This is a genomic window from Oribacterium sp. HCP28S3_H8 (assembly GCF_052064775.1).
Lineage (GTDB): Bacteria > Bacillota > Clostridia > Lachnospirales > Lachnospiraceae > Oribacterium.
In genome coordinates this window covers 1-22,105 of sequence record NZ_JBQHUZ010000012.1, presented here as the reverse complement: position 1 = coordinate 22,105, position 22,105 = coordinate 1, and the positions used below count along the sequence as shown (strand labels likewise).

At 45.9% G+C, this 22,105-nt stretch carries 26 protein-coding genes; 23 read left to right on the top strand and 3 right to left on the bottom strand.

The window, feature by feature from the left end; genetic code table 11:
- Window position 1 precedes the first annotated feature (1 nt).
- From ACTNEN_RS12125 to ACTNEN_RS12090, 8 genes are all read left to right on the top strand, one after another.
- Window positions 2-847, top strand: coding sequence for an SDR family oxidoreductase (locus ACTNEN_RS12125; RefSeq protein WP_441206780.1), 846 nt, complete (start codon window positions 2-4; stop codon window positions 845-847).
- Window positions 848-987: 140 nt separating this feature from the next.
- Complete coding sequence (locus ACTNEN_RS12120; RefSeq protein WP_441206779.1) at window positions 988-2,904, top strand: alpha/beta hydrolase-fold protein; 1,917 nt, start codon at window positions 988-990, stop codon at window positions 2,902-2,904.
- Between the two features lie 131 nt (window positions 2,905-3,035).
- On the top strand, window positions 3,036-4,199 hold the full coding sequence (locus tag ACTNEN_RS12115) for an iron-containing alcohol dehydrogenase (protein ID WP_441206778.1): 1,164 nt from the start codon (window positions 3,036-3,038) through the stop codon (window positions 4,197-4,199).
- Window positions 4,190-4,576, top strand: a complete 387-nt coding sequence (locus ACTNEN_RS12110) for a hypothetical protein (RefSeq protein ID WP_441206777.1) — start codon at window positions 4,190-4,192, stop codon at window positions 4,574-4,576. The genes ACTNEN_RS12115 and ACTNEN_RS12110 overlap by 10 nt, the downstream gene beginning before the upstream one ends.
- Window positions 4,577-4,580: 4 nt before the next feature.
- Window positions 4,581-5,069 (top strand): flavodoxin, encoded by a 489-nt coding sequence (locus ACTNEN_RS12105; RefSeq protein ID WP_441206776.1) that lies wholly within the window; start codon window positions 4,581-4,583, stop codon window positions 5,067-5,069.
- 315 nt (window positions 5,070-5,384) lie between these two features.
- A complete protein-coding gene (locus ACTNEN_RS12100) occupies window positions 5,385-5,726 on the top strand; it encodes a type II toxin-antitoxin system RelE/ParE family toxin (RefSeq protein WP_441206775.1) in 342 nt (113 codons plus the stop codon).
- A gap of 112 nt (window positions 5,727-5,838) precedes the next feature.
- Window positions 5,839-6,006 (top strand): helix-turn-helix domain-containing protein, encoded by a 168-nt coding sequence (locus ACTNEN_RS12095; protein WP_441206774.1) that lies wholly within the window; start codon window positions 5,839-5,841, stop codon window positions 6,004-6,006.
- Window positions 6,003-6,212 (top strand): hypothetical protein, encoded by a 210-nt coding sequence (locus tag ACTNEN_RS12090; RefSeq protein ID WP_441206773.1) that lies wholly within the window; start codon window positions 6,003-6,005, stop codon window positions 6,210-6,212. Before ACTNEN_RS12095 ends, ACTNEN_RS12090 begins: the two co-directional genes overlap by 4 nt.
- Here the strand turns inward: ACTNEN_RS12090 and ACTNEN_RS12085 are convergent, their stop codons facing one another.
- Both ACTNEN_RS12085 and ACTNEN_RS12080 read right to left on the bottom strand, forming a co-directional pair.
- Window positions 6,213-6,512 (bottom strand): hypothetical protein, encoded by a 300-nt coding sequence (locus ACTNEN_RS12085; protein WP_441206772.1) that lies wholly within the window; start codon window positions 6,510-6,512, stop codon window positions 6,213-6,215.
- On the bottom strand, window positions 6,478-6,801 hold the full coding sequence (locus ACTNEN_RS12080; RefSeq protein ID WP_441206771.1) for a TetR/AcrR family transcriptional regulator: 324 nt from the start codon (window positions 6,799-6,801) through the stop codon (window positions 6,478-6,480). The genes ACTNEN_RS12085 and ACTNEN_RS12080 overlap by 35 nt, the downstream gene beginning before the upstream one ends.
- 206 nt (window positions 6,802-7,007) lie before the next feature.
- Between ACTNEN_RS12080 and ACTNEN_RS12075 the strand changes: the two genes are divergently transcribed.
- The 5 genes from ACTNEN_RS12075 (at window position 7,008) to ACTNEN_RS12055 (ending at window position 10,829) form a co-directional block, all read left to right on the top strand.
- Window positions 7,008-8,000 carry an NAD-dependent protein deacetylase gene (locus ACTNEN_RS12075; protein WP_441206770.1) on the top strand — a complete coding sequence of 331 codons (993 nt, stop codon included), beginning with the start codon at window positions 7,008-7,010 and terminating at the stop codon, window positions 7,998-8,000.
- Between the two features lie 16 nt (window positions 8,001-8,016).
- Entirely contained in the window at window positions 8,017-8,709 is a 693-nt protein-coding gene (locus tag ACTNEN_RS12070; RefSeq protein WP_441206769.1) for a hypothetical protein, read from the top strand.
- A 76-nt stretch (window positions 8,710-8,785) separates the two neighbouring features.
- A complete protein-coding gene (locus tag ACTNEN_RS12065; protein WP_441206768.1) occupies window positions 8,786-9,223 on the top strand; it encodes a radical SAM mobile pair system MarR family transcriptional regulator in 438 nt (145 codons plus the stop codon).
- On the top strand, window positions 9,220-9,909 hold the full coding sequence (locus ACTNEN_RS12060; RefSeq protein ID WP_441206767.1) for a radical SAM mobile pair protein A: 690 nt from the start codon (window positions 9,220-9,222) through the stop codon (window positions 9,907-9,909). Before ACTNEN_RS12065 ends, ACTNEN_RS12060 begins: the two co-directional genes overlap by 4 nt.
- Window positions 9,897-10,829 carry a radical SAM mobile pair protein B gene (locus ACTNEN_RS12055; RefSeq protein ID WP_441206766.1) on the top strand — a complete coding sequence of 311 codons (933 nt, stop codon included), beginning with the start codon at window positions 9,897-9,899 and terminating at the stop codon, window positions 10,827-10,829. The genes ACTNEN_RS12060 and ACTNEN_RS12055 overlap by 13 nt, the downstream gene beginning before the upstream one ends.
- 357 nt (window positions 10,830-11,186) lie before the next feature.
- Here the strand turns inward: ACTNEN_RS12055 and ACTNEN_RS12050 are convergent, their stop codons facing one another.
- The gene (locus ACTNEN_RS12050) at window positions 11,187-11,528 is read right to left on the bottom strand and encodes a hypothetical protein (RefSeq protein ID WP_441206765.1); all 342 of its coding nucleotides are present in this window, start codon (window positions 11,526-11,528) and stop codon (window positions 11,187-11,189) included.
- A 501-nt stretch (window positions 11,529-12,029) separates the two neighbouring features.
- Here ACTNEN_RS12050 and ACTNEN_RS12045 point away from each other — a divergent pair.
- The 10 genes from ACTNEN_RS12045 to ACTNEN_RS12000 all read left to right on the top strand — a co-directional run bounded on the left by ACTNEN_RS12045 (window position 12,030) and on the right by ACTNEN_RS12000 (window position 21,974).
- On the top strand, window positions 12,030-12,356 hold the full coding sequence (locus ACTNEN_RS12045; RefSeq protein WP_441206764.1) for a DUF3784 domain-containing protein: 327 nt from the start codon (window positions 12,030-12,032) through the stop codon (window positions 12,354-12,356).
- A 26-nt stretch (window positions 12,357-12,382) separates the two neighbouring features.
- The gene (locus tag ACTNEN_RS12040; protein WP_441206763.1) at window positions 12,383-12,907 is read left to right on the top strand and encodes a GNAT family N-acetyltransferase; all 525 of its coding nucleotides are present in this window, start codon (window positions 12,383-12,385) and stop codon (window positions 12,905-12,907) included.
- 122 nt (window positions 12,908-13,029) lie between these two features.
- Window positions 13,030-13,353 (top strand): hypothetical protein, encoded by a 324-nt coding sequence (locus ACTNEN_RS12035; RefSeq protein WP_004613237.1) that lies wholly within the window; start codon window positions 13,030-13,032, stop codon window positions 13,351-13,353.
- A 222-nt stretch (window positions 13,354-13,575) separates the two neighbouring features.
- Window positions 13,576-13,779: a hypothetical protein gene (locus ACTNEN_RS12030; protein WP_441206762.1), complete on the top strand. Its 204-nt coding sequence runs from the start codon at window positions 13,576-13,578 to the stop codon at window positions 13,777-13,779.
- 85 nt (window positions 13,780-13,864) lie between these two features.
- Entirely contained in the window at window positions 13,865-14,056 is a 192-nt protein-coding gene (locus ACTNEN_RS12025; RefSeq protein WP_441206761.1) for a DNA-binding protein, read from the top strand.
- Entirely contained in the window at window positions 14,049-16,640 is a 2,592-nt protein-coding gene (locus tag ACTNEN_RS12020; protein WP_441206760.1) for a type I restriction-modification system subunit M, read from the top strand. Before ACTNEN_RS12025 ends, ACTNEN_RS12020 begins: the two co-directional genes overlap by 8 nt.
- Window positions 16,633-17,244, top strand: coding sequence for a restriction endonuclease subunit S (locus ACTNEN_RS12015; protein ID WP_441206759.1), 612 nt, complete (start codon window positions 16,633-16,635; stop codon window positions 17,242-17,244). The genes ACTNEN_RS12020 and ACTNEN_RS12015 overlap by 8 nt, the downstream gene beginning before the upstream one ends.
- The gene (locus tag ACTNEN_RS12010; protein WP_441206758.1) at window positions 17,231-20,416 is read left to right on the top strand and encodes a type I restriction endonuclease subunit R, EcoR124 family; all 3,186 of its coding nucleotides are present in this window, start codon (window positions 17,231-17,233) and stop codon (window positions 20,414-20,416) included. Before ACTNEN_RS12015 ends, ACTNEN_RS12010 begins: the two co-directional genes overlap by 14 nt.
- 41 nt (window positions 20,417-20,457) lie before the next feature.
- Entirely contained in the window at window positions 20,458-21,387 is a 930-nt protein-coding gene (locus ACTNEN_RS12005; protein WP_441206757.1) for a site-specific integrase, read from the top strand.
- Window positions 21,388-21,602: 215 nt separating this feature from the next.
- The gene (locus tag ACTNEN_RS12000) at window positions 21,603-21,974 is read left to right on the top strand and encodes a hypothetical protein (RefSeq protein ID WP_441206756.1); all 372 of its coding nucleotides are present in this window, start codon (window positions 21,603-21,605) and stop codon (window positions 21,972-21,974) included.
- Window positions 21,975-22,105 lie beyond the last annotated feature (131 nt).

Below are 22,105 nucleotides of genomic sequence, written 5' to 3'. Positions count from 1 at the left end.
AATGAGAATATGGCTTATTACCGGTGCAGGATCAGGACTTGGAAAAGAGATCGCAAGAGCCGCAATCCTTGACGGGGATCAGGTGGCTGTCACTTCCAGAAATACAGATAAACTGAAGGAGCTGGCAGATTTAGCGCCGGATCGTGTACTGTCGGTTGCACTGGAAGTGACAGACACAGATTCGCGCGAAATGGCAGTACAGAAAACTGTCGGGAAATTCGGTGGATTAAACATTCTGGTCAATAATGCAGGAAGGGGATTTCATACGCCTGTAGAGGATACCACTCCGGAAGACATGCGGCTGGTGTTTGAGACCAACTATTTTGGTGCGGTCGAAATGATCCAGCACGCTCTTCCGTATCTGCGGAAGGCCGGAGATGGAGTCATCGTAAATCTCTCCTCAATGGGGGTTCATTCTGACAATTCCGTAGGAAATGCCTTTTATATCTCCAGCAAGGCGGCACTGGATGCGACCAGTAAGGTCCTTCGCAATGAGCTGAAGCCGTTTCATGTGCAGGTGATGGTTGTAGAGCCGGGAGCGTTCCGCACAAATTTTCGTATTGACAGTGTGGCTCCTAAGGGGAAAAGAAGTGACATATACAAGGACAGCTATGCAAGCGGCGATTATCTGAAGACACATGCTTTTAATCAGCCCGGGGATCCCGTGAAGGCTGGGAAACTCATTGAACAGGCGGCAGTGCAGGAAGAGGTACCGGAAATCCTGGTTCTTGGAAAAGGCATGACGAACGTAGAGATTGACTCGCTAAGGAACAGGATTGAGAAGGTAAAAGCCTGCAGGGACATTGCAGAGCAGGCAGATTATGATGATGCGACAATGAATAGATGAGATTCGGAGAGGATGAGGATTTGCGGGGAAGCAAAAGAAGAAAAACTGCAGGAATATGGTCAGTGTTTCTGACTCTCGCATTCATTTTGAGCGGGTGCAGCGGTCAGAAAAGGGCATCCTCGGAAGGCACCACGGAAAAATTGAAGGCAGTAAATAAGATGGCGGCGGAATCAGGCACTAAGAGCTCAGTATCAGATAAAGGAAATGAAGACACCACAAACCTGGAAGAAATGACTGCAGAACAGACAAAAACAGACAGAGAAGCATATACACTGAACACTCCGATCGAGGATGTGATAGAGGATCCCGTTTTCGGAGATTACGGAAAGCTCCTGTTTCCTACAGAGCAGGGATATTACAGCGGCAGCACGCTGGGAGAACTGCGGCTTGTCTGGTACCACAACATGGTTCCGGAGCGTACGGTGGAAATTGCCAACTATCTCCGCGATGAAGCGGCGTCGGGAGAGCAGATCTTCTACGACATCTATACAGAGGAAGAGAAGAGAGAGGATCCGGCAAAGGAAGACACTGGCCTGTTCTTCTTCAGGGCAAAGAAAGACGGAAAGGAAATTGCTGACGGACAAAATGTACCGACAGCTATTGTCAGCCCCGGCGGTGGGTTTGCCTATGTGGGGTCTATGCAGGACAGTTTTCCGGCGGCCCTTGCGCTTTCAAAGGATGGCATAAATGTGTTCACAGTCGTCTATCGGCCTGGAGCCCAGACTGCCTGTGAGGATCTCTCGAGAGCGATTGCCTTCCTTTATAGTCATGCTGATGAACTTGGTATTGACATGGATGGATACTCACTTTGGGGAGGATCTGCCGGTGCCCGCATGAGTGACTGGGTAGGAACGTACGGGACGGGTGAATTCGGTGAGAAGGACTATCCAAAGCCGGCAGCTGTTATTACAGCTTATACAGGCTTGTCGGAAGTGACAGGAGAGGAACCGCCGACGTACGCTGTTGTTGGGACTTCGGACCCGATTGCAAATTACCGCACTATGCAGCAGAGAATCCATCAGATCAAAGCAGGCGGAACCGATACAGAGATTGAGGTCTTCAAGGGATTATCCCATGGATTTGGAACCGGAGAAGGAACAGTGGCAGAAGGATGGATTACACGCGCTGAGCAGTTTTGGTTAAGTCACAGGAATCTTTCCGGGAGAATACCGGATGCTCTTGTATCTGTTCCTGAGAGCTATTATGCGCCGGCTAAACAACAGGGACGGCTTGTCAGGCTCGATTATGATACATGGGAATCCTTTTCCTATGCAGAACATACGAAGAAAATCAGAAAGACAGCCTGGGTTTACCTTCCCTATGGATATACCGATCAAAAGCAGTACAACATTTTTTATTTAAGTCACGGTGGCTGGAGCGATGAGACAACTGTAATGGGGACGGATCAGAACCCATCACCGTTCAAAAACATCGTCGATCATGCAATAGAAGATGAAAAAATGCAGCCGATGATTCTTGTCATGCCCACCTATAACAACACAAGTAAGAAAGACAGCTGGGACTATTCACTTGCACTTCAACTGACCGATCAGTTTCATCAGGAACTGATAAATGATCTGATTCCTGCGGTGGAGAGAAAATACAGCACTTATGCCCATGGGGACACCTCGGCGCAGGGCTTGAAAGCCAGCCGGGATCACAGAGGGTTCGGCGGATTTTCCATGGGCTCCGTCAATACGTGGCATACCTTCCAATACTGCCTGGATGATTTCCGCTATTTTATGCCAATGAGCGGAAGCGGCGGATTCGATGGGCAGACGATGGAAAAGCTTGTGAAGCGACAAGGATATGGTCCGAATGATTTCTTCATCTTTTCTGCATCCGGAACCAATGATTTTGCACAGAGCGGGATAAAAGCCCAGATCCAATCTATGGTTGATACGGCTCCTGACATGTTCAAGCCTGGAAAGACGGAATCTGAGGGAAATGTTTCCTATATGGAACAGCAGGGATTCTCTCATAACGAAGAGGCGTCAGAAGAATACACCTACAATGGGCTCTGCTTTTTCTGGAATCGGGATTCTCTGACCAGATAGTCCCATCATGAATCGGTATAAATACAATGCATAGCTGTATCAGACGCTGGCATTGTACAAATGGAATACTGCTTCCTATGATATAGATATCAGTAATAAGCTAATGGCATTAAATTCGGAAGGAGATGCACATGAAACAGTTCATATACAGTTATCCCACAAAAGTATATTTTGGAGACAGTGCCTTTGAGGAAATGCTGAAGGCAGAGGCAGAAAAGATGGGAGAAGTCGTGATGCTCGCTTATGGCGGCGGTTCCATAAAGAAGACAGGACTTTATGACGAGATCACAGGAGCGTTGAAAAAGGCAGGAAAGAGAATCGTAGATTTCTCAGGGATTATGTCCAATCCTACATATGCTAAGGTTAAGGAAGGAATTGCTCTTGCCAAAAAGGAGAATGTAGATTTTATTCTTGCAGCCGGCGGCGGATCGGTTCTGGACTGCTGTAAGATCATCTCTGCCGGAGCAAAGACCAATGAAGACATTTGGACTATGCAGTATGAGCAGCACAGGTTTTCAACAGATTTTCTTCCTATGGGTGCTGTCGTGACAGCTTTCGGGACAGGAGCTGAAATGAACAATGGCGCTGTTATCACGAACGAGGATTTGAAGCAGAAGAGCCCGCTTGTCGGTAATTTTTATTCCTTTGCTGTTCTGCAGCCCTCATACACAATGACAATGCCGATGGGGCAGGTGATCTCCGGCGCATTTGATTCTCTGAGTCACTGCATGGAGACTTACCTTGGGACACCAAGGACACAAAATGTCTCGGACGATATGAATGAAGCTGTACAGCGCAACATCATCCGGAATATTTACAGGACCCTTGACAATCCGAAGGATGAAGAAGCACGCAGTGAGCTGATCTGGGATGCAGCTATGGCTGAAAATGGAATCCTGAAAATCGGAAAGGTGACAGATTTCCAGTGCCATATGCTCGAGCATCAGCTGGGCGCATATACAGACTGCAATCATGGCAGAGGGCTGGCAGTCCTTCATCCTGTTATGTATCGTCATTATCTGCCTGAGGCGACGGAGCAGTTTGCCGGACTTGCTGTGAGAGTATGGGAAGTTGATCCGGAGGGGAAGACGAAGCAGGAGCTCGCAGAAGCTTTTATCGACGAACTGAGTGCGTTCATTCATAAGATCGGACTTCCGGGAACATTAAAGGAGATGGATATCACTCTCTCCGAGGATGTGAAGACAAAAATTGCAGAAACCGCGATCCGGACAGCTGGTTGTGTCAAGAAGTTCGATACTGAAGAACTGCGTGAGATTTTAACAGAATGCGAATAAAATGGATGCACAGGGCGGTTGATCTGGCGATGACGGCCGCCCTTCTTCTCATGATGTCCTACAGCCTTGTGGGAGAGCGTGCACATGAGTGGATTGGCATGGGAATGTTCACGCTGGTGATTGTTCACAACATTCTGAACAGATTCTGGTGGAGAAGTCAGACCAGAAATCTCCGAATCAAGACGCCTTATGGAATGATGCAGAAGATCGTCATTTGTCTTCTTGTCTTGTGTATGCTTGGTTCCATGATGAGCGGCATCTATATTTCAAGATATGTCTTTCGAAGTGTGTTTTCCTCCGGAAGAAACACGGTTTTTGCGGATAGGATCCAGCTGTTCTGTGCGTACTGGGGCTTTGCCCAGGCGGGAAAGAGTTGATCAAATGAAAAGACTTGTGGTCTATTATTCGTTTACGGCAGGTAATACAAAGAAAATTGCCTTGAAAATTGCCAAAGAGACAGGCGCAGACATTATTGCCCTTGAGACGACAGAGCCTTATCAAGGGAGCTATCAGGCTGTTGTTGATCAGGGATTGGATGAGGTAAAACGTGGATTTATGCCTGCGCTTAAGCCATATGCGGTGAATCCCGCTGATTATGATGAGATTATCATCGGAACGCCGACATGGTGGTACGAGATGGCGCCAGCTGTGCTGACATTTATGGAGAAAACGGATTTTTCCGGAAAAAGGATAGCCCTTTTTCAGACGAATGCCGGATGGCTGGGCAAATGCCTGAAGACCATGGGGAAAAAAACGGCACCGGGAAAGGTCATTGCCACTGGTTTGTTTACATTTTCCGCAAGAGATGCGGAAAGGGATAAAATGACTTCTCCCGTTTCGGATATAGATGATTTTATCAAAAAGCTTTGATTGATTTTCATGAAAACAGGGCCTGGTGAGAATGTATTGCGTTCTCATCCGGTCCTGTTTTTACTCCTGATGTGTAGTCGTTAAGCTTTCTTGAACATAAGCGGTACAAGAAGATTCAGAAAAGCCTGTGACTCAGTGGGGAAGGTAAAAATCATCTGGTTCAGCTGCATGGTCACATACATGCCCGAATGGAATACAACGAAGCGAATCGTGCAGAGGGTATCAGGCGATATGATGTAGGTGTCGATGCCAATAATTTTTTCCCGGTGTCAGTAAAACAGATAATAGATTTCTTTGGGGCGCAGATGAGTGTAGATGATAACAACTTTATATGAGCCGGTTGTGGATTTTTTGGATTCTTTAGATGATAAAATGGCTGCCAAACTTGTTGGTCTCATGGAAGTGCTGGAGGAAAAAGGTACAGAACTCCGGATGCCGTATTCAGAGTATCTGGATGATGGCATTTTTGAACTGCGTTGCAAGCAGGGAAGTAATATAACAAGAGTGCTGTATTTTTTCTATATAGGAAAAAAGATTATTGCTACAAATGGATTTGTGAAGAAAACACAAAAGACACCACCAAAGGAACTAAAACTAGCAAAGGAAAGACGGGCTGATTGGCTGGAACGCCACAAGGAGGTTCGAGATGACACTTAAGGAATATAAGAATAACAGGATGAAGGATCCCGGGTTTGCGCAAGCATATGAGGAGATGCAGCCGGAAATGAATGTCATCCGTGCCATCATAGATGTGCGTATATAGCAGAATATGACGCAGAAGGAACTGGCAGAAAAAACAGGGATTGCGCAAACAGAGATCAGCAGACTTGAGAATGGAACCAGAAATCCATCCATCAAGCTCCTTCAAAGGCTTGCGGATGGAATGGATATGGTTTTGAACATTTCGTTCACGCCCAAAGCGAAGACGCATAGATGATCTATGAAAATCTGAAGGAGCAGGCGCTCTTCACCCGTAACGAGGAGTGCATCGCGGCCCTGCGCAAAGAGCTGGAGGCCAGTAAGGGTGATGCCTTGGCTTATGATGACAAGCTCGTCCGGGACTTCGTTGAAAAGATCGAAGTCTTCCCGGACAGAATGCGCTTTACCATGAAGACCGGGATGGTGACAGAAGTGGCGATGTGATTATCTCTCTATCCCAGCATTAATAAATCTGCCAAGGATCTGCTGGTACCGGTACCATCGTTCATTTTTCTCCCAGCTAAGGCTCCTGTTTACAGCGAAAGATCCGTTTAGGATGAACTTAAAAAGCATCTCGGCTTCATCTGTGGCGAGGCCGGTATGCGCCATAAGATCCGGGACAACTTTGTCATGCTCATGAGCGGCAATCCTCTGGATGATATGGTCGCTGACAGATACGTCCATAAACAAGTGATGATATTTATCAGAATCAGCGATCCGCTGGCAGGACGGTTTCGTTCTCACGGAGCACATCTGACCTGCCGCTGCGGATAATATCGAGTACATCAACAACCGTTCCGGAGCCGCTCTCTGAAAAGAGGAGGGCGTCATCGATGACACTGTCCAGTACTTCATCCAGGCTGTCAAAATGCAGGTAAAAGGTAGCACGGGCAATCTCAGCCTGCCTGCAGACCATAGTGACATTGATCTTGTCATAGGCGGTTTCTTTATTCAGTTCCAAAAGCGCGTCTTTGATGACCATCTGTGTGTATAACGTTCTTCGGTCAGTCTTTTTCTGATTTGGTGACTTCATTTTATTCACCGTCTTTCTCTGATATCTGCAATCGAATATTCCAGATCGTGAGAAACTCCTGTACAGTTTTGCAATTCTGTACGGAAGTTATTCTTTTGAGAGAATGTGTTCTTCTAATTTTTCCAAATTTAAGTATATTAGTTTATAGACAGGGTGTCAATAAACTGTCGCTAACCTTGTATCGCAGAATCAAAAATGAGAGAGGAATGAAAATCATGACCTTTTATGAGCAGATTGTAAATGAAGTACAGATGAGCAATTATTCCAGATATTACAACGTATATGCATCCGGCAGGACTGTGGTTCCGCTGACAAAGAAAGAGCCGCTCCCTTATGAAGAGCAGATTCAGGATTTTGTTCAGAAAGTGAAGGACGCGGACTGCGTGATCGTTGGAGGAGCATCCGGCCTTTCCGCAGCAGGCGGCGGGGATTTCTATTATGAAGACAACGCCTCCTACCGGAAATATTTCGGAAAGTATGCGGAGAAATACGGATTCAAAGGTGCTTTTGCTGGTGCGTTTGCCCACTGGGATTCCCGTGAGGAGTTCTGGGGATATATGGCAACATTCCTGCATACCACCCAGCATGCGGAGGTTCGGAAGCCGTACCTGGATTTGGATGCGGTCATCGCGGATAAGGAATTCTTTGTACTGACCACAAATCAGGACGCGCAGTTCGTAAAGCTGTATCCGGAGTCGAAAGTCGCCCAGATTCAAGGCGACCATCGCTTCTTCCAGTGCTCCAGATGCTGCACGGATGAGGTATGGGATGCCGTGAAACCGGTGCAGGAGATGATCGATGCCATGGGTGAGGGCACGGAAGTGCCGAAGGAACTGATCCCGCGCTGCCCGCACTGCGGCGCTGAGGCGTTTCCGTGGGTCCGGGGTTATGGAAATTTCCTGACCGGTAAGAAATACGAAGAGGAATATCAGAAGATATCAGATTACATTCTCGCGCATAAGGACGAGAAGATTCTTTTCCTGGAACTCGGCGTCGGAAGACTCACACCGATGTTCATCCAGGAGCCGTTCTGGGAACTGGTGAACAGTTTGCCACAGACGACGTATATTTCTGTGAACAAGGATTATGCGTTCCTGCCGGAGGCAATCGAGGACCGGGGACTTGCTATTAAAGGCGATATCGGAAAAGTGCTGGAGGATGTAAGAAGTGAAATGGAGAAGAAAGTCACAGCTGTATGATCGTAGAGGGTGAAAAATGATGGAATATAAAGTAAACGATTATAAAGAGGCAAAAGACTGGCTGAAAAACACGGACGCCATTCTGATTACGGCGAGCAACGGGCTTTCCATCGCGGAGGGGTATCATATTTTTGCGGATAATGGGTCGTTCAGAAGGTACTTTGGGAAGTTCCGTCAGAAGTACGGCGCAGACAGCCTGATCCGCGGTGTGTTCACGCCGATGACGGCGGCCGATCATGAGGAATATATGCAGACGGTTCATCAGTATTTAATTGACGACTACCATGGCAGTGAGGTAATGAAAAACCTGCTTTCAATTGTCAGGAATAAACCATATTTTATCGTGACCAGTAACGGCGACGCGCATTTTCAGATGAATGGTTTTGACCGGGACAGAATCTTCGAAGTGGAAGGTAACTTCGAAGGCCTTACGGAGGGGTCTGAGGAGTGGAACGGCCAGCGGCAGAGATTTTACGCATTCCTTCAGGAGTATTCCGGGCAGAATGCTCTGCTCTTTGAGCTTGGCATTGGGAGCCGGAACCAGCTGATCAAAGCCCCGACGATGGGAATGGCAGCGGAATATCCTTCCTGGAAGTTCATTACGATGAATATGCCGGGAGAAATCAACGTTCCGGATGCGCTGGCAGACAGGACAGTAGCCCTGACAGGTGATATCGGAGAAAACTTAAGGAATCTTTTGAATGAATGAGAGCCTGAACAAAATTGTTGACAATAAAGCTCCTATATAGTAGGTTTTTAATAAACTACTATATAGGAGCTTTTGTATGGACATGAATGGAGGATTTCTTGTCACCAAAATAAAACAGCTTGGAGACCGGATTTTCGAGAAGATTCTCAGTGAAAAGAATATTGATGCGTTTAATGGAGCCCAGGGACGTATTCTTTATGTTCTGTGGCAGGAGGATGGTATCTCAATCAGGGCCCTCTCGACTAAATGCGGATTAGCGATAACATCTCTTACTACGATGCTGGAAAGAATGGAAAATCAAGGGCTGATAAGCCGTGTTCAGTCTGAAACGGACAAAAGGAAAACACTTCTGTTTCTGACTGAGAAAGCACATGCCTTAAAGGGCGAGTACGATTCTGTATCTGATGAGATGGGCAGTATTTACTACAAAGGTTTTTCGAAGGAAGAAATTACCCAGTTTGAGGAATACCTCGACCGCATCAGAAAGAATCTTGAGGAGTGGCAGAAGTCATGAGTATTTGTATCAAAGATCAGATTCAGAACATGAATATCGTCATTGGCTGCAAAGTGGGATGTACATATTGCTATGCCCGCAACAATGTGAAACGCTGGCATATGATTGATGACTTCTCTGATCCTGAGTTCTTTCCAGGCAAGCTCAGGATGATGGAAAAGAAACGTCCGCAGAACTTTCTTCTCACCGGCATGAGCGATCTCTCTGGATGGAAGCCGGAATGGAGAGACGAGGTGTTTGCAAAGATCCGTGAAAATCCACAACATCAGTTCCTGTTCCTTACCAAGCGACCTGATTTGCTGGATTTTGATACCGATCTGGAAAACGCATGGTTTGGCGTTACGGTGACGAGGAAAGCAGAACTGTGGCGTATCGACGCCATTCGGAAAAATGTCAGAGCAAAACATTACCATGTTACCTTTGAGCCGTTATTCGACGATCCCGGCACAGTTGACCTTTCCAGAATCAATTGGATCGTTGTGGGCACCATGACCGGAGCTCAGAGCAGGAAGATTCATACGGAGCCGGAATGGGCATGGTCTCTGGCGGACCAGGCACATAAGCTCGGCATTCCGGTGTTTATGAAGGAAGACCTTGTCCCTATCATAGGGGATGAAAATATGATTCAGGAAATGCCGGAAGAATTTAATAAAGTGTTAGAGGTACAGAAATCATGGAAGAAGTAATAAATGGAATCCTCATTCGTGAGGTGGAAACAAAGAACATCATGACTAAGTCTAGTCTGCCGGTAGGCGGTTACTCGGTCAATCCCTATGTGGGCTGTACACATGCCTGCAAGTATTGCTATGCTTCTTTTATGAAACGCTTTACCGGGCACAAGGAGGAATGGGGCACTTTCCTTGATGTGAAGCATTGGCCGGAAATTAAAAATCCGAAGAAATATGCCGGACAGCGGGTGGTCATCGGTTCTGTGACAGATGGCTACAATCCACAGGAGGAGCAATACGGGAATACCAGAAAACTTCTGGAGCAACTGATCGGCAGTGACGCAGATATTCTGATCTGCACAAAGTCGGATCTTGTGGTACGGGATATTGATCTGCTGAAGAAGCTTGGACGTGTAACCGTTTCATGGTCGATCAACACACTAGATGAAAATTTCAAGAACGATATGGACTCTGCTTCGAGCATTGAGCGCCGTATCTCTGCTATGAAGCAGGTATATAAAGCAGGTATCCGTACAGTCTGTTTCGTATCCCCGGTATTCCCCGGTATCACGGATTTTGAAGCAATCTTTGAGCGGGTAAAGGATCAGTGTGATCTGTTCTGGCTCGAAAACCTCAATCTTCGAGGCGGCTTCAAAAAAACAATTATGGATTATATCGCCGGAAAATATCCTGATCTTGTACCACTTTACGACGAGATCTATAACAAGCATAACCGCAGCTACTTTGAAGCACTTGAAGTAAAAGCTGAGGAAATGGCTAAGAAATATGATTGTGCCTTTGTGGATAATGAAATGCCTTATGGCAGAGTCCCGCAGGGGCATCCGGTGATCGTAGATTATTTCTATCATGAGGAAATCCGTGGGACAGAGAATACCGGAAAAAGAAATGGTCGGTTGAAATCCGAAGTTCCAGTTTGAAGGGGTAACTTCCACCTTTGCCTGGATTGCAACTGAAAGTTCCATTTTTTCGCCCCGTGCTACTGTACATCTGATTCTGAACGGACGTCCGTAAGCACCGGTCTTCCTGAAAACCATATGGAAACGAATCTCCTTGAACGACTGCCTGTTATTCAGACTAGTCTCGATGTGAGAACGGTCTTCGCTATTCAAATGCCTATACTTAGCCATCAGGTCCTCCTGTTCTGGTCGGAGCAACAGGTGGTGGACCAACAGTGGCTATTGTAGTCCTATTTCGGAAGAATTAACCTCCAGTATTTTTTTTGGAAGGATTAACTTCCAGTTTTAAAGTTTACGAGTGGAACTTCGTTTAGCAATTCACCCTTGTGATGCCGTCGTTGCAATGATGGATGAACTTGTTTCCAGGCAGTAGAGAAGTCCAAGAAGCTCCTTCAGTTCACTCTGGATGATGGAACAGGCACAGACCGGATCATTCTTTCCGGTATCCATGCTTACTATGAGCCGGAAGAACTGGTCGGAAAGACATTGATCGCCATCACCAATCTCCCTCCGAGGAAGATGATGGGCATCGATTCCTGTGGCATGTTGCTTTCCGCAGTCAACAACAAGAAGGACAGCGATGAAGAAGAGCTTCATCTTCTGATGGTCGATAACCACATCCCGGCCGGCGCGAAGCTGTATTGATCCGGGGAAAATCATAGGCAAAAAACCTTCAAGGCACTCCTTTTCAGAATCAATCTGAGAGGGGGTGCCTTTTTTGCGTGCAGTCAGCAGGAAAAGAGGCTGAAAAGCCTTTCATCCCTGTTTGAATAGCAGCCAGATGACGCAGATGCTTATGATACTGGCATCTGCACACAAATCCACAAGGAGGAAACGTATGGACGCGGATTATCAGGAGGGCGAAGAGGAAGACTATCTGAAAGAACTGGAGGATGACGGCAATTTGGAAGAAGATGGCGAAGGCCCGGAAAATAGTTCAGATGGTTGATAACGGATAGATCCTTCTCTTTGAGAAAAGGCAAAGTGAGAAGTATTCATTGTCCTCCTGGGTGCTTTATGGTATGTTTGACTTGTAGACGAAATCGCTTGAGGCCGCAAATTGCGACCTCAAGCTTTGAAAGATTGCAAGAGCAGTGATCACGAGCGTGGTACATGATACATAGTCAGTGTAGGTGAATAGAGAATCAGGGGTAAATGAATATGTCGTTAAAGGAATCCTGCATAATCCTGGACCTGGTAATGGCTGCCAGTTTCTTTTTGATTGGGTTCTTGTTTTACAGATCAAACGGGAAAGCAGCGAACTTCTTAACAGGCTATAATATGAAGTCCGCTGAAGAACGCAAAAAATATGATGAGAAGAAAATGTGCAAGGATTACGGAAAGCATATGATGCTATGGCCGATTCCCTTTTTCATTGGAGCTGTTATTGACTTCATTTTTCCTATAAAGGGAATATTGATCGCGTGGGTCATATGGTCAGGCATGTTTATCCTTTTACTGATCGAAAGACATAAAAGAGAAATATAAATCGGAAGTTGGAGGGATAGATTTCTATGATTATCAGATATGCAGAAGAGAAAAATTTTATAGAATTGCGACATTTTTATGACGGTATGTGTAAGGTTTTGAGCGGAAAAGATTTTCTGCCGGAGGGAGATAAAGGCGGTTTTCCTCCAGATGAAATGATCAAGGATGCAATCAAAGAGAGAAATCAGTTTATCGGTATTGAAGATGGTCGAATTGTTGCGGCGTATATTATGAATCATGATCGTGATGAGGCGTATCACACAGTTAAATGGCTTATTGATGCAAATGATAACGAGACAGTAGTTCTTCATGCCTTGCGTGTCCTTCCGGAATATGGAGGTCGTGGATACTCGAAGCAGTTAGTTCAACACGCAATAGACACAGCAAGGGAAAGAAACCTTAAATCAATTCGTCTTGATTGCATAGAGGGAAATGATATTCCACAGAAAATGTATATGTCGTTTGGATTTAAGTATGTGGATAAGGTTGAAATCACATATGTTGATATTGGAGTACCGAGGAAGTTCCTCTTATATGAGTTTGTACTCTAATCAAGACATAATAACAGTTATATCTTGAACATTGTACAAACAAATTCCCGTTTGTCGGGATGACGCAAAATCGGGATTTATCAGAAAATGAGGAATAGTTGAAATGGAGGCGCTATAATAACATGAAGATTGAAGGGAACCAGAAAGAACTGGATGCAATGGTAGAATTTCATAAGGGAAACCGTGTCGAGGGACTGAGACTGCAAGAAGAATTTGCAGCGGAATTTCGTAAGGAGTATAAAGACAAAGATCACTGTCCTTGCCTGAAAGCCTGTCGTTATCACGGAAACTGTAAGGAATGTGTAGCGATCCACAGAGCGCATCAGGAACATGTTCCTAATTGTATGCGACCATTGATTAATAAAAAATTGAAATTGATGTCAGAATTAACTGAGCATACCTTGGCAAATGAAATAGAAGCTCCACATGAGATTTTAAGAAAATAGGAAAGTCAAATCCCAGTTTGTATGTGCCTGAATAAATGAACAGTAATTACCAGCTGGAAGCCAGTGCAAATTGTGCTTCCGGTTTTTAGTCGCCGGAATTTCCGGCAATGAACCACAACTATACATGAAGTTGGCAAGACAGATGCTAATTACTTTAGACCGATTGCTTTTCGAGAAGAAAGGCGTCGGTCATTTTTTATGCCATGAGAAGGAGGAAGGCAAATGGCAAGACGATCAAGATATCTGCACTATGACGAACAAATGACTGCGCTGATGAAGCGCGGCAATCTTTCGCAGATTCCGGCGGACGGGAAGGACTTTGACCTTCTGATCGATATCAACCGGAAGATGCAGGAAGGAAAGAGCAGAGGATACCTTGTTACCCGCTACTTTCTATTTCATCATTGTTCAAAACTATCGTTATGATTAAGAAAAAGGGTAGCATCTATTCAGATATATGATTATACTGAAACCAACAGCATTGTCTTCACACCTATTGGAGGATGGAGAAATGGATTACCTCACCAGTATGGAAATGTCTAAGGTCTGGGGAATATCCAGCCGGAGAGTATCACTGCTTTGCAGCGAAGGTCGTGTCGCGGGAGCAGAGAAGAAAGGTAAAACCTGGCTGATTCCCAAAGAGGCAAAGAAACCAGAAGATCCGAGACGAATAAAGAAACAGGGGGAACAGGTTAATGAATAAGCAACAGCTGGCTGCGAAGATCTGGGAGTCCGCGAACAGAATGCGGTCAAAGATCGAGGCAAATGAGTACAAGGACTATATCCTTGGCTTCATTTTCTATAAATATCTTTCCGACAAAGAGGAGCACTGGCTCCTGGATAGAGGATACGATAAAGACAGCATCCGGGAATATGTAAACGAAGAGGCTGACGATCAGTATTCCAGCAAGTCCAGTGCACAGCAGAGTCTCGGCTATTTCATTGCTTACAAGGATCTCTTCTCCACATGGATTCACATGGGATCGGATTTTTCGGTAGATAATGTTCGCACGGGCCTGTCTTCCTTTAATCGACTGATCTCTGAATCGCATAAGAAAGTTTTTGAAGGCATCTTCAATACACTGGAAACAGGATTGTCAAAACTGGGAGAGAACACAAAATCTCAGACAAAGGCTGTCAGTGACCTCATTCAGTTGATCGATGAGATCCCAATGAACGGTAAACAGGATTACGATGTTCTCGGTTTCATTTATGAATATCTGATCTCCAATTTCGCTGCCAATGCCGGTAAGAAAGCAGGAGAATTCTACACCCCTCACGAGGTGTCTCTTCTCATGTCTGAGATTGTTGCCAATCATCTGAAAGGACGCAGCGAAATAAAAATCTATGATCCTACGTCAGGATCCGGGAGCCTCCTCATCAACATCGGCAAGACTGCGGCAAAATACATGGGCAATGCAGATCATATTCGTTATTACGCGCAGGAGCTCAAAGCCAATACATACAACCTGACCCGTATGAATCTGGTTATGCGCGGCATTCTGCCGGACAATATCGTAACCAGAAACGGTGACACATTGGAAGAGGACTGGCCATATTTTGATGATACTGATCCGACGGGAACATATGAACCGCTCTATGTGGATGCGGTTGTTTCGAATCCTCCATATTCGCAGCGATGGGATCCTTCAGGAAAAGAAAATGATGCGCGTTATGCAAGATACGGTCTCGCACCGAAATCCAAGGCGGACTATGCGTTCCTTCTTCATGATCTCTATCATCTGAAACCAGATGGAATCATGACTATTGTCCTTCCGCACGGCGTTCTCTTCCGTGGCGGAGAGGAAGGTACGATTCGAAAGAATCTGATTGAGCAGAACAACATTGATGCGATCATCGGTCTTCCTGCCAATATTTTCTTCGGCACAGGCATTCCGACTATCATCATGGTTCTGCGGCAGAAGCGTGAAAATACTGACGTCCTGATCATTGATGCATCTAAGGGGTTTGCAAAGGAAGGCAAGAACAACAAGCTTCGCGCTTCAGATATCCGAAGAATCGCAGATACCGTCCGGGAACGCCGCACGACGCCGAAATATTCCCGCGTAGTAAGTCGTGAAGAAATCCGTGCAAATGATTACAACCTTAACATTCCGCGTTATGTTGATTCCTCTGAAGAGGCAGAAAGCTATGACATTTATGCCACTATGTTTGGAGGAATCCCGAAAGATGAACTCAAGAGTTTTGATCAGTTCTGGAGAGTCTTCCCTAGCCTGAAGGATGAACTGTTCACTGGAGATAGGGGTTATCTTTCTCTTCACACCGACAACATCAAAGCGACAATCCGCAGCAATGAGGATGTGCGGCGCTTCTGCGAACACTATAAGGCTGCCTTCTCAGATTTTGGCGATGAAATGGACAGAGTACTGATCGATCAGGCCGAGACTCTTTCTGTGCCGAGGACGGAGGAAGAACTGGCTGCCAGTATTTTCAAAAGATTCAAGGATATTCCGCTTCTTGATCCTTATCAGGCATATGAGATTTTTGAGGGAGCATTCCCGGGCATTGCAGGAGACCTCGAGTTGATTCAGACAGAGGGCATGAAGGCAGTGACACAGGTCGACCCTAATATGGTCGTGAAGAAAAAGAACGGAAAGGATGTCGAGGTTCAGGAGGGCTGGAAAGGGCATATTCTGCCATTCGACCTCGTGGAGCGTGTCTGCCTGAAAGATGCTCTTAACGCATTGACAGAGAAGGAAAATGAGCTTGCCGAGATTCCGTCTAGCTACGATGAGCTGATTGAATCCCTTAGTGAGGATGACAAGGATTCAATATCTGACGCGTTGAATGACACGAATGATGCCTTCGTCGTCAAGAATATCAAGGGCGTCATCAAGACGCTGAAAGAGGATGGCGCAGACAATAAGACATTGATTCAGACGCTCAGACAGGCTGAGGCATTGAATGATAAAGAGAAAAAGCTAAAGGCCGAGATTAAATCCGATGAGGAAAGCCTCCATCTGAAAACAAAAGATACGATCAAAAGCTTGACTGATGCGCAAGTTCGGCAACTTTTTCATGAAAAATGGGCAGCGCCGGTTGAAACCGGCATACTTTCTCTCGCAGACAGCATGGTAGATGCATTTACAAAAAACATCGAGATGCTGGCAGGTAAATATTCTGTTACGATGAGCGATCTGGAAGAAAAAATTCGGGACACAGAAGATTCGCTTTCTACCATGCTCTCTGATTTAACCGGAACTGAAGCTGACATGGCAGGAATCCGTGAACTTCAGAAACTTCTAGGAGGTGAAGCACATGAATAATATGAAAAAACCCAAAATTCGCTTCAAAGGCTTCACTGATGATTGGGAACAGCGTAAGGTGTCGGATTTGGCTGAAAGGACCTATGGAGGAGGTACTCCTACAACATCAAATGAGGCATATTGGAACGGAGATATTCCGTGGATACAGTCCTCTGATGTAGTGGATGGTAAGCTGCTTGGCGTAGAACCAAGAAAGTGGATAACTCAGGATGGATTAAACAATTCCGCTGCTCAACTCATACCGGGAAACTCAATAGCAATTATTACCCGTGTAGGTGTTGGAAAGCTCGCATTTATGCCGTATTCCTATGCTACAAGCCAAGATTTCCTATCATTGAGCAAGCTCAATGCAGAACCTCTTTTCACGGTTTATGCCTTATATAAAAAGTTGCAATCAGAGCTGAATGCAGTACAAGGAACATCGATTAAAGGCATAACTAAAGATGAGCTGTTAGCAAAGAACATTATGGTTCCCCAATACGCTGAGCAGCAGCAAATTGGTGCATTTTTCAAGCGACTCGACAACCTTATCACCCTTCATCATCGAAAGCTGAACAGGACACAAATTTGCATTAACAGGAGCTTTTTATATGGATCATTTTGAAAAAGAAGCCGACTTTGAGAAAGCGGTTATCGCTGCACTACAGAGTTATGGCTGGGAGAAGAATGTAATCTATGAACCCATGGAGAAGGATCTGATCCAGAACTGGGCCAACATTCTCTTTGAGAACAATCGTGATATCGACCGTCTGAATGACTGCCCGCTTATTCCTGAGGAGATGGACGAGCTCCTGGAGCAGATCAGGGCACTGCGCACACCTCTCGCCTTGAATGGTTTTATCAATGGCAAGACAGTATCTTTGATCCGTAAAAATCCGGCTGATAAACTTCACTATGGCAAGGAGGTCAGCCTGAAAATTTATGACCGCATGGAAATTGCTGCCGGGCAGAGCCGCTATCAGATTGTGGAGCAGCCGCTGTTCCCAAGGCATGAGAAGGTGCTGCAGGACCGCCGCGGGGATCTGATGCTTCTGATCAACGGCATGCCGGTCTTTCACATTGAGCTGAAGCGCTCTGGCGTACCTGTGCAGGAGGCGGTCAATCAGATTGAAAAGTATGCGCACGAGGGTGTTTTCACCGGCTTGTTCTCACTTGTTCAGGTTTTTGTGGCTATGAATCCGGAGGAAACACTCTATTTTGCAAACCCCGGTCCGGATGGAAAATTCAATTCAGATTTTTATTTCCATTGGGCAGACCTGAACAATGATCCGATTAACAACTGGAAACAGGTTGTGGAGAGGCTTCTGTCCATTCCTATGGCACATCAGTTGATTGGCTTCTACACCGTAGCAGATGATTCTGATGGCGTACTGAAGGTCATGCGGAGCTACCAGTATTATGCCGCCAACAAGATTTCCGACCGTGTAGCAAAGAACGACTGGACAGAAGGGAATCAGCTCGGTGGATATGTATGGCATACGACGGGCTCTGGTAAAACCATGACTTCGTTTAAATCTGCGCAACTGATCGCCAATTCCAAGGATGCGGACAAGGTCGTGTTCCTGATGGACCGGATCGAGCTCGGCACACAGTCGCTGAAAGAATACCGCGCCTTTGCAGACAATGCAGATGATGTGCAGGAGACAGAGGATACCATTACGCTCATTTCCAAACTGAAGAGTACGGATCCAAAGAATACGCTGATTGTCTCTTCCATTCAGAAGATGAGCAATATCAAAGAGGATGCTGCCAGCAAGATGCGCTCCAAAGACCTGGAAGAGATGAAGAAGAAGCGCCTTGTCTTTATCATTGATGAGTGCCACAGGTCCACCTTTGGAGAGATGCTTTCGACTATCAAGGCAACCTTCCCTAATGCATTATTCTTTGGCTTTACAGGGACGCCTGTCTTTACGGAAAACGAGCAGGCACTGAGCACAACGGCAGATATTTTCGGTGATGAGCTTCACCGCTACAGTATTGCGGATGGAATCCGGGACAAAAACGTGCTCGGCTTTGATCCGACAATGGTTCTGGTTTACAAGGATAAGGACCTTCGAAAAATGGTAGCTCTTCAGGAAGCAAAGGCTGAGACAGAAGAGCAGGCAGTTGCTGATCCCGTGAAGAGCAGAAAATTTTATCATTTCATGTCTTCTGCAGAGGTGCCGATGGCCGGTTACAAGCAGCAGGATGGTCATTACCAGAAAGGAATAGAGGACTATATTGGCGCGGAAGCCTGGCAGACGGATGAGTATGAGAATACGGTAGTTGACGATATCATGTCTGGTTGGCTGACACTCAGTCGGAACAGTAAATTTCATGCCATCTTTGCAACCTCCAGCATTCCGGAGGCAGTGCGCTACTATCGGATCTTCCGTGCAAAATATCCGGATTTCAAGGTAACAGGACTATTTGACCCGACAATCGACAATGAAGGTGGAAAGAAGTCTCTGGACAAAGAAGACGGTCTGAAGGAGATGCTGGAGGACTATAACCGGATCTTCGGGCAGAACTTTGATATCGGAAGGTATGCCGCATTCAAAAAAGATGTTTCGGCAAGACTGGCGCACAAGAAGCCTTATGAGCGTGTGAAGCCGGAAGAACAGCTCAACCTATTGATCGTTGTCAATCAGATGCTCACGGGATTCGATTCAAAGTGGATCAATACGCTGTATCTCGACAAAGTGCTGGTCTACCAGAACCTGATTCAGGCATTTTCGAGAACGAACCGACTCTTCAATATCAATGAGAAGCCGTTCGGTACTATCCGTTATTACCGCATGCCGCATACCATGAAGCGGAACATTGAGGATGCTGTCAGGCTCTATTCTGGTGATCGGCCGCAGGGGCTCTTTGCGGATCATCTTCCAGAGAATGTGACGCATATGAATGTGACATTTGTCGATATGAGAGATATTTTCATAAATGCGGGCATTGCAGATATGGATCGCTTGCCGGAGGATATTCCAGCGAAAGCAAAATTTGCAAAGCTCTTCCGTGAATTCTCGACTTATCTGCAGGCGGCACGGATTCAGGGATTCCGGTGGGATCAGAGAGAATACTCTGCCAAGATGGACCCTGAGGATGAAAGAAATAACGAAACGATCAAGCTGATTCCAACAGAGGAGCAATATGAGATCCTTCTGCAGCGTTATAAAGAGCTGCGAACAGGAGGCGGCGGTGATGGAGATCCGGATCCGGAAGTGACTTTCCCGATTGATCCGTATCTCACGGAACAGAATACCGGCGTTATAGACAATGATTACATGAACTCGAGGTTTGAGAAGTATAAGAAGCAGCTGACCGATCCGAACATTGATCCAAAGGATCTGGAGAACACATTGGAAGAGCTCCATAAGTCGTTTGCCTTTCTTTCACAGGACGATCAGAAATTTGCAAACCTTTTCCTGCATGATGTACAGACCGGCGATGCACACCTTGAGCCTGGCAAGAGCTTCCATGATTACATCGTTGTATATGCAAAAAACGCCAAGTCCGAACAGGTTCATAGAGTAGTCAAATACCTTGGCCTCTCTGAAAAGCTGCTTACCGGTATGATGGAAGCACATGTGACAAAGAACAAACTGAATGAATATGGGCGTTTTGATACACTGAAGGCAACGGTAGTTCGGGAAAAGGCACAGGAGTATTTCACCAAGGTGGATGGGAAGAAACTCCCTCCCTTTATGGTCAATAACCGCGTGGATAAGCTCCTGACGGACTTTATTCTGTCGGATGGCTGCGATATTCCGGATCCGGACAAGAAGGATGAAAAATAAAAGAAAGATCGGTCCTTCATCGGCATAGAAAGGAGCAGAAAATGTCTGATGAATTTAAAGCGACCGATCAGCTGAAGGATTATTATCGGAATTGGATTTCCGTATATAAGGAGGGAGCCATTCGTGATGTGACGCTCTCAAAGTACAGGATGAGTCTCACATGGATTGAGAAACTCGCACCGGACCTGAAACTATGTGATGTAACGAGAACGGGCTATCAGCAGATCATTAACGAATATGCCAAGGAGCACGAGCGGCAGACAACCATGGATTTTCATCATCAGTTGAAGGGAGCAATTCTGGATGCTGTTGATGAGGGACTGATTCCGCGGGACCCTACAAGGAAAGTGATTATTAAGGGATGTACGCCTGCTGATAAGAAGAAAAAGTATCTGAACCAGTTTGAGCTTCATACGCTTTTGAAAAGTTTGACGCTTGGCAGCGAGGTCAACTGGGACTGGTTTATTCTGCTGGTGGCAAAGACTGGAATGCGATTCTCGGAGGCGTTGGCGATTACACCGGCAGATTTTGACTTTGCACACCAGACGGTATCAGTAAACAAAACATGGAATTATAAGGAAGGTGGAGGTTTCGCACCAACGAAAAACCGTTCCTCTGTCCGCAAAATTCAGATCGACTGGCAGGTGGTCATGCAGTTCGCTTCTCTTGTCAAAGATCTGCCGTCGGACAAACCGATCTTTGCAACGGATAAGAAGGTATACAACTCCACGGTGAATGATATTCTGGAGCGGTATTGTAAAAAATTGGAAATTCCGGTTATTTCTGTACATGGATTGCGCCATACGCATGCTTCCATTCTTCTGTATGCAGGTGTCTCTGTTGGCAGTGTAGCAAGAAGACTGGGACACGCCAGCATGACGACTACACAGAAGACGTACCTGCATGTCATTCAGGAGCTTGAGAACCAGGACGTAGATCTTGTCATGAGATCACTCGCTAATTTGACATAACAATATTTGATGGAATAGTGCCGATGGAGGATTATTGAAATGGGGATTCTATACGGACAATTATAGATGGTCTTTCTTTTGGGAGAAATATCAAAGGATTCAGGAACAGGAAGGAGATCAAAGATCAACTGATAGATGACATCAGCAGAGCACAAAATCAAATCATCGTGTCTCTGCCCGCCGGAGAACGCAAACCGGGATCAGTAATTCCGGAATTGTTGAATCATGAACGTCAGCATGGGGTGAAAATCCTGTGCAAAGCATCGGATTATAAGGCGCTTCCTGATGAATGGAAGAAATTCACATGGGCCAGCGAAGATGCTATTTTTCCGCTCCTTGCGGTTGACGATACAGTGATCTGGTATGGTGTCCCAGAATTCAAGGGACTATTCACAGATAAGAACACGGGATATTATACGATCTTCCCATTGGTCTTCCGTATCACTGGAAAGCATACGATTGAAATGATCAAATCGCTTACGAGTCTCGATACACGCTTGATTGATGACAGCCGATCGGCTTTGACCGAGAAGTTGGAGAATGGCCAACGTGCGGCAACATGGATTATCTTAGCAAGGATGATATGAACGCCTATATTGATCTGAATAATATAACGTGTCCGGAGCACCATTGTTACATCCATGCTTCTTTGGGAAGATATGGACTCTATATTCGATGCGATTGCGGACATTATGTTCGGCTCGACCAGATCTAAGAA

What these genes read in the sequence shown, in the direction of transcription:
- ACTNEN_RS12075 (WP_441206770.1), top strand. Translation starts at nt 7,008, where the DNA reads ATGAAAATCATGACCTTTTATGAGCAGATTGTAAATGAAGTACAGATG.
- ACTNEN_RS12115 (WP_441206778.1), top strand. Translation starts at nt 3,036, where the DNA reads ATGAAACAGTTCATATACAGTTATCCCACAAAAGTATATTTTGGAGAC.
- ACTNEN_RS12070 (WP_441206769.1), top strand. Translation starts at nt 8,017, where the DNA reads ATGATGGAATATAAAGTAAACGATTATAAAGAGGCAAAAGACTGGCTG.
- ACTNEN_RS12090 (WP_441206773.1), top strand. Translation starts at nt 6,003, where the DNA reads ATGATCTATGAAAATCTGAAGGAGCAGGCGCTCTTCACCCGTAACGAG.
- ACTNEN_RS12100 (WP_441206775.1), top strand. Translation starts at nt 5,385, where the DNA reads ATGATAACAACTTTATATGAGCCGGTTGTGGATTTTTTGGATTCTTTA.
- ACTNEN_RS12010 (WP_441206758.1), top strand. Translation starts at nt 17,231, where the DNA reads ATGGATCATTTTGAAAAAGAAGCCGACTTTGAGAAAGCGGTTATCGCT.
- ACTNEN_RS12080 (WP_441206771.1), bottom strand. Translation starts at nt 6,801, where the DNA reads ATGAAGTCACCAAATCAGAAAAAGACTGACCGAAGAACGTTATACACA.
- ACTNEN_RS12020 (WP_441206760.1), top strand. Translation starts at nt 14,049, where the DNA reads ATGAATAAGCAACAGCTGGCTGCGAAGATCTGGGAGTCCGCGAACAGA.
- ACTNEN_RS12095 (WP_441206774.1), top strand. Translation starts at nt 5,839, where the DNA reads ATGACGCAGAAGGAACTGGCAGAAAAAACAGGGATTGCGCAAACAGAG.
- ACTNEN_RS12035 (WP_004613237.1), top strand. Translation starts at nt 13,030, where the DNA reads ATGAAGATTGAAGGGAACCAGAAAGAACTGGATGCAATGGTAGAATTT.
- ACTNEN_RS12055 (WP_441206766.1), top strand. Translation starts at nt 9,897, where the DNA reads ATGGAAGAAGTAATAAATGGAATCCTCATTCGTGAGGTGGAAACAAAG.
- ACTNEN_RS12105 (WP_441206776.1), top strand. Translation starts at nt 4,581, where the DNA reads ATGAAAAGACTTGTGGTCTATTATTCGTTTACGGCAGGTAATACAAAG.
- ACTNEN_RS12015 (WP_441206759.1), top strand. Translation starts at nt 16,633, where the DNA reads ATGAATAATATGAAAAAACCCAAAATTCGCTTCAAAGGCTTCACTGAT.
- ACTNEN_RS12125 (WP_441206780.1), top strand. Translation starts at nt 2, where the DNA reads ATGAGAATATGGCTTATTACCGGTGCAGGATCAGGACTTGGAAAAGAG.
- ACTNEN_RS12040 (WP_441206763.1), top strand. Translation starts at nt 12,383, where the DNA reads ATGATTATCAGATATGCAGAAGAGAAAAATTTTATAGAATTGCGACAT.
- ACTNEN_RS12065 (WP_441206768.1), top strand. Translation starts at nt 8,786, where the DNA reads ATGGACATGAATGGAGGATTTCTTGTCACCAAAATAAAACAGCTTGGA.
- ACTNEN_RS12060 (WP_441206767.1), top strand. Translation starts at nt 9,220, where the DNA reads ATGAGTATTTGTATCAAAGATCAGATTCAGAACATGAATATCGTCATT.
- ACTNEN_RS12030 (WP_441206762.1), top strand. Translation starts at nt 13,576, where the DNA reads ATGGCAAGACGATCAAGATATCTGCACTATGACGAACAAATGACTGCG.
- ACTNEN_RS12005 (WP_441206757.1), top strand. Translation starts at nt 20,458, where the DNA reads ATGTCTGATGAATTTAAAGCGACCGATCAGCTGAAGGATTATTATCGG.
- ACTNEN_RS12045 (WP_441206764.1), top strand. Translation starts at nt 12,030, where the DNA reads ATGTCGTTAAAGGAATCCTGCATAATCCTGGACCTGGTAATGGCTGCC.
- ACTNEN_RS12110 (WP_441206777.1), top strand. Translation starts at nt 4,190, where the DNA reads ATGCGAATAAAATGGATGCACAGGGCGGTTGATCTGGCGATGACGGCC.
- ACTNEN_RS12050 (WP_441206765.1), bottom strand. Translation starts at nt 11,528, where the DNA reads ATGATTTTCCCCGGATCAATACAGCTTCGCGCCGGCCGGGATGTGGTT.
- ACTNEN_RS12025 (WP_441206761.1), top strand. Translation starts at nt 13,865, where the DNA reads ATGGATTACCTCACCAGTATGGAAATGTCTAAGGTCTGGGGAATATCC.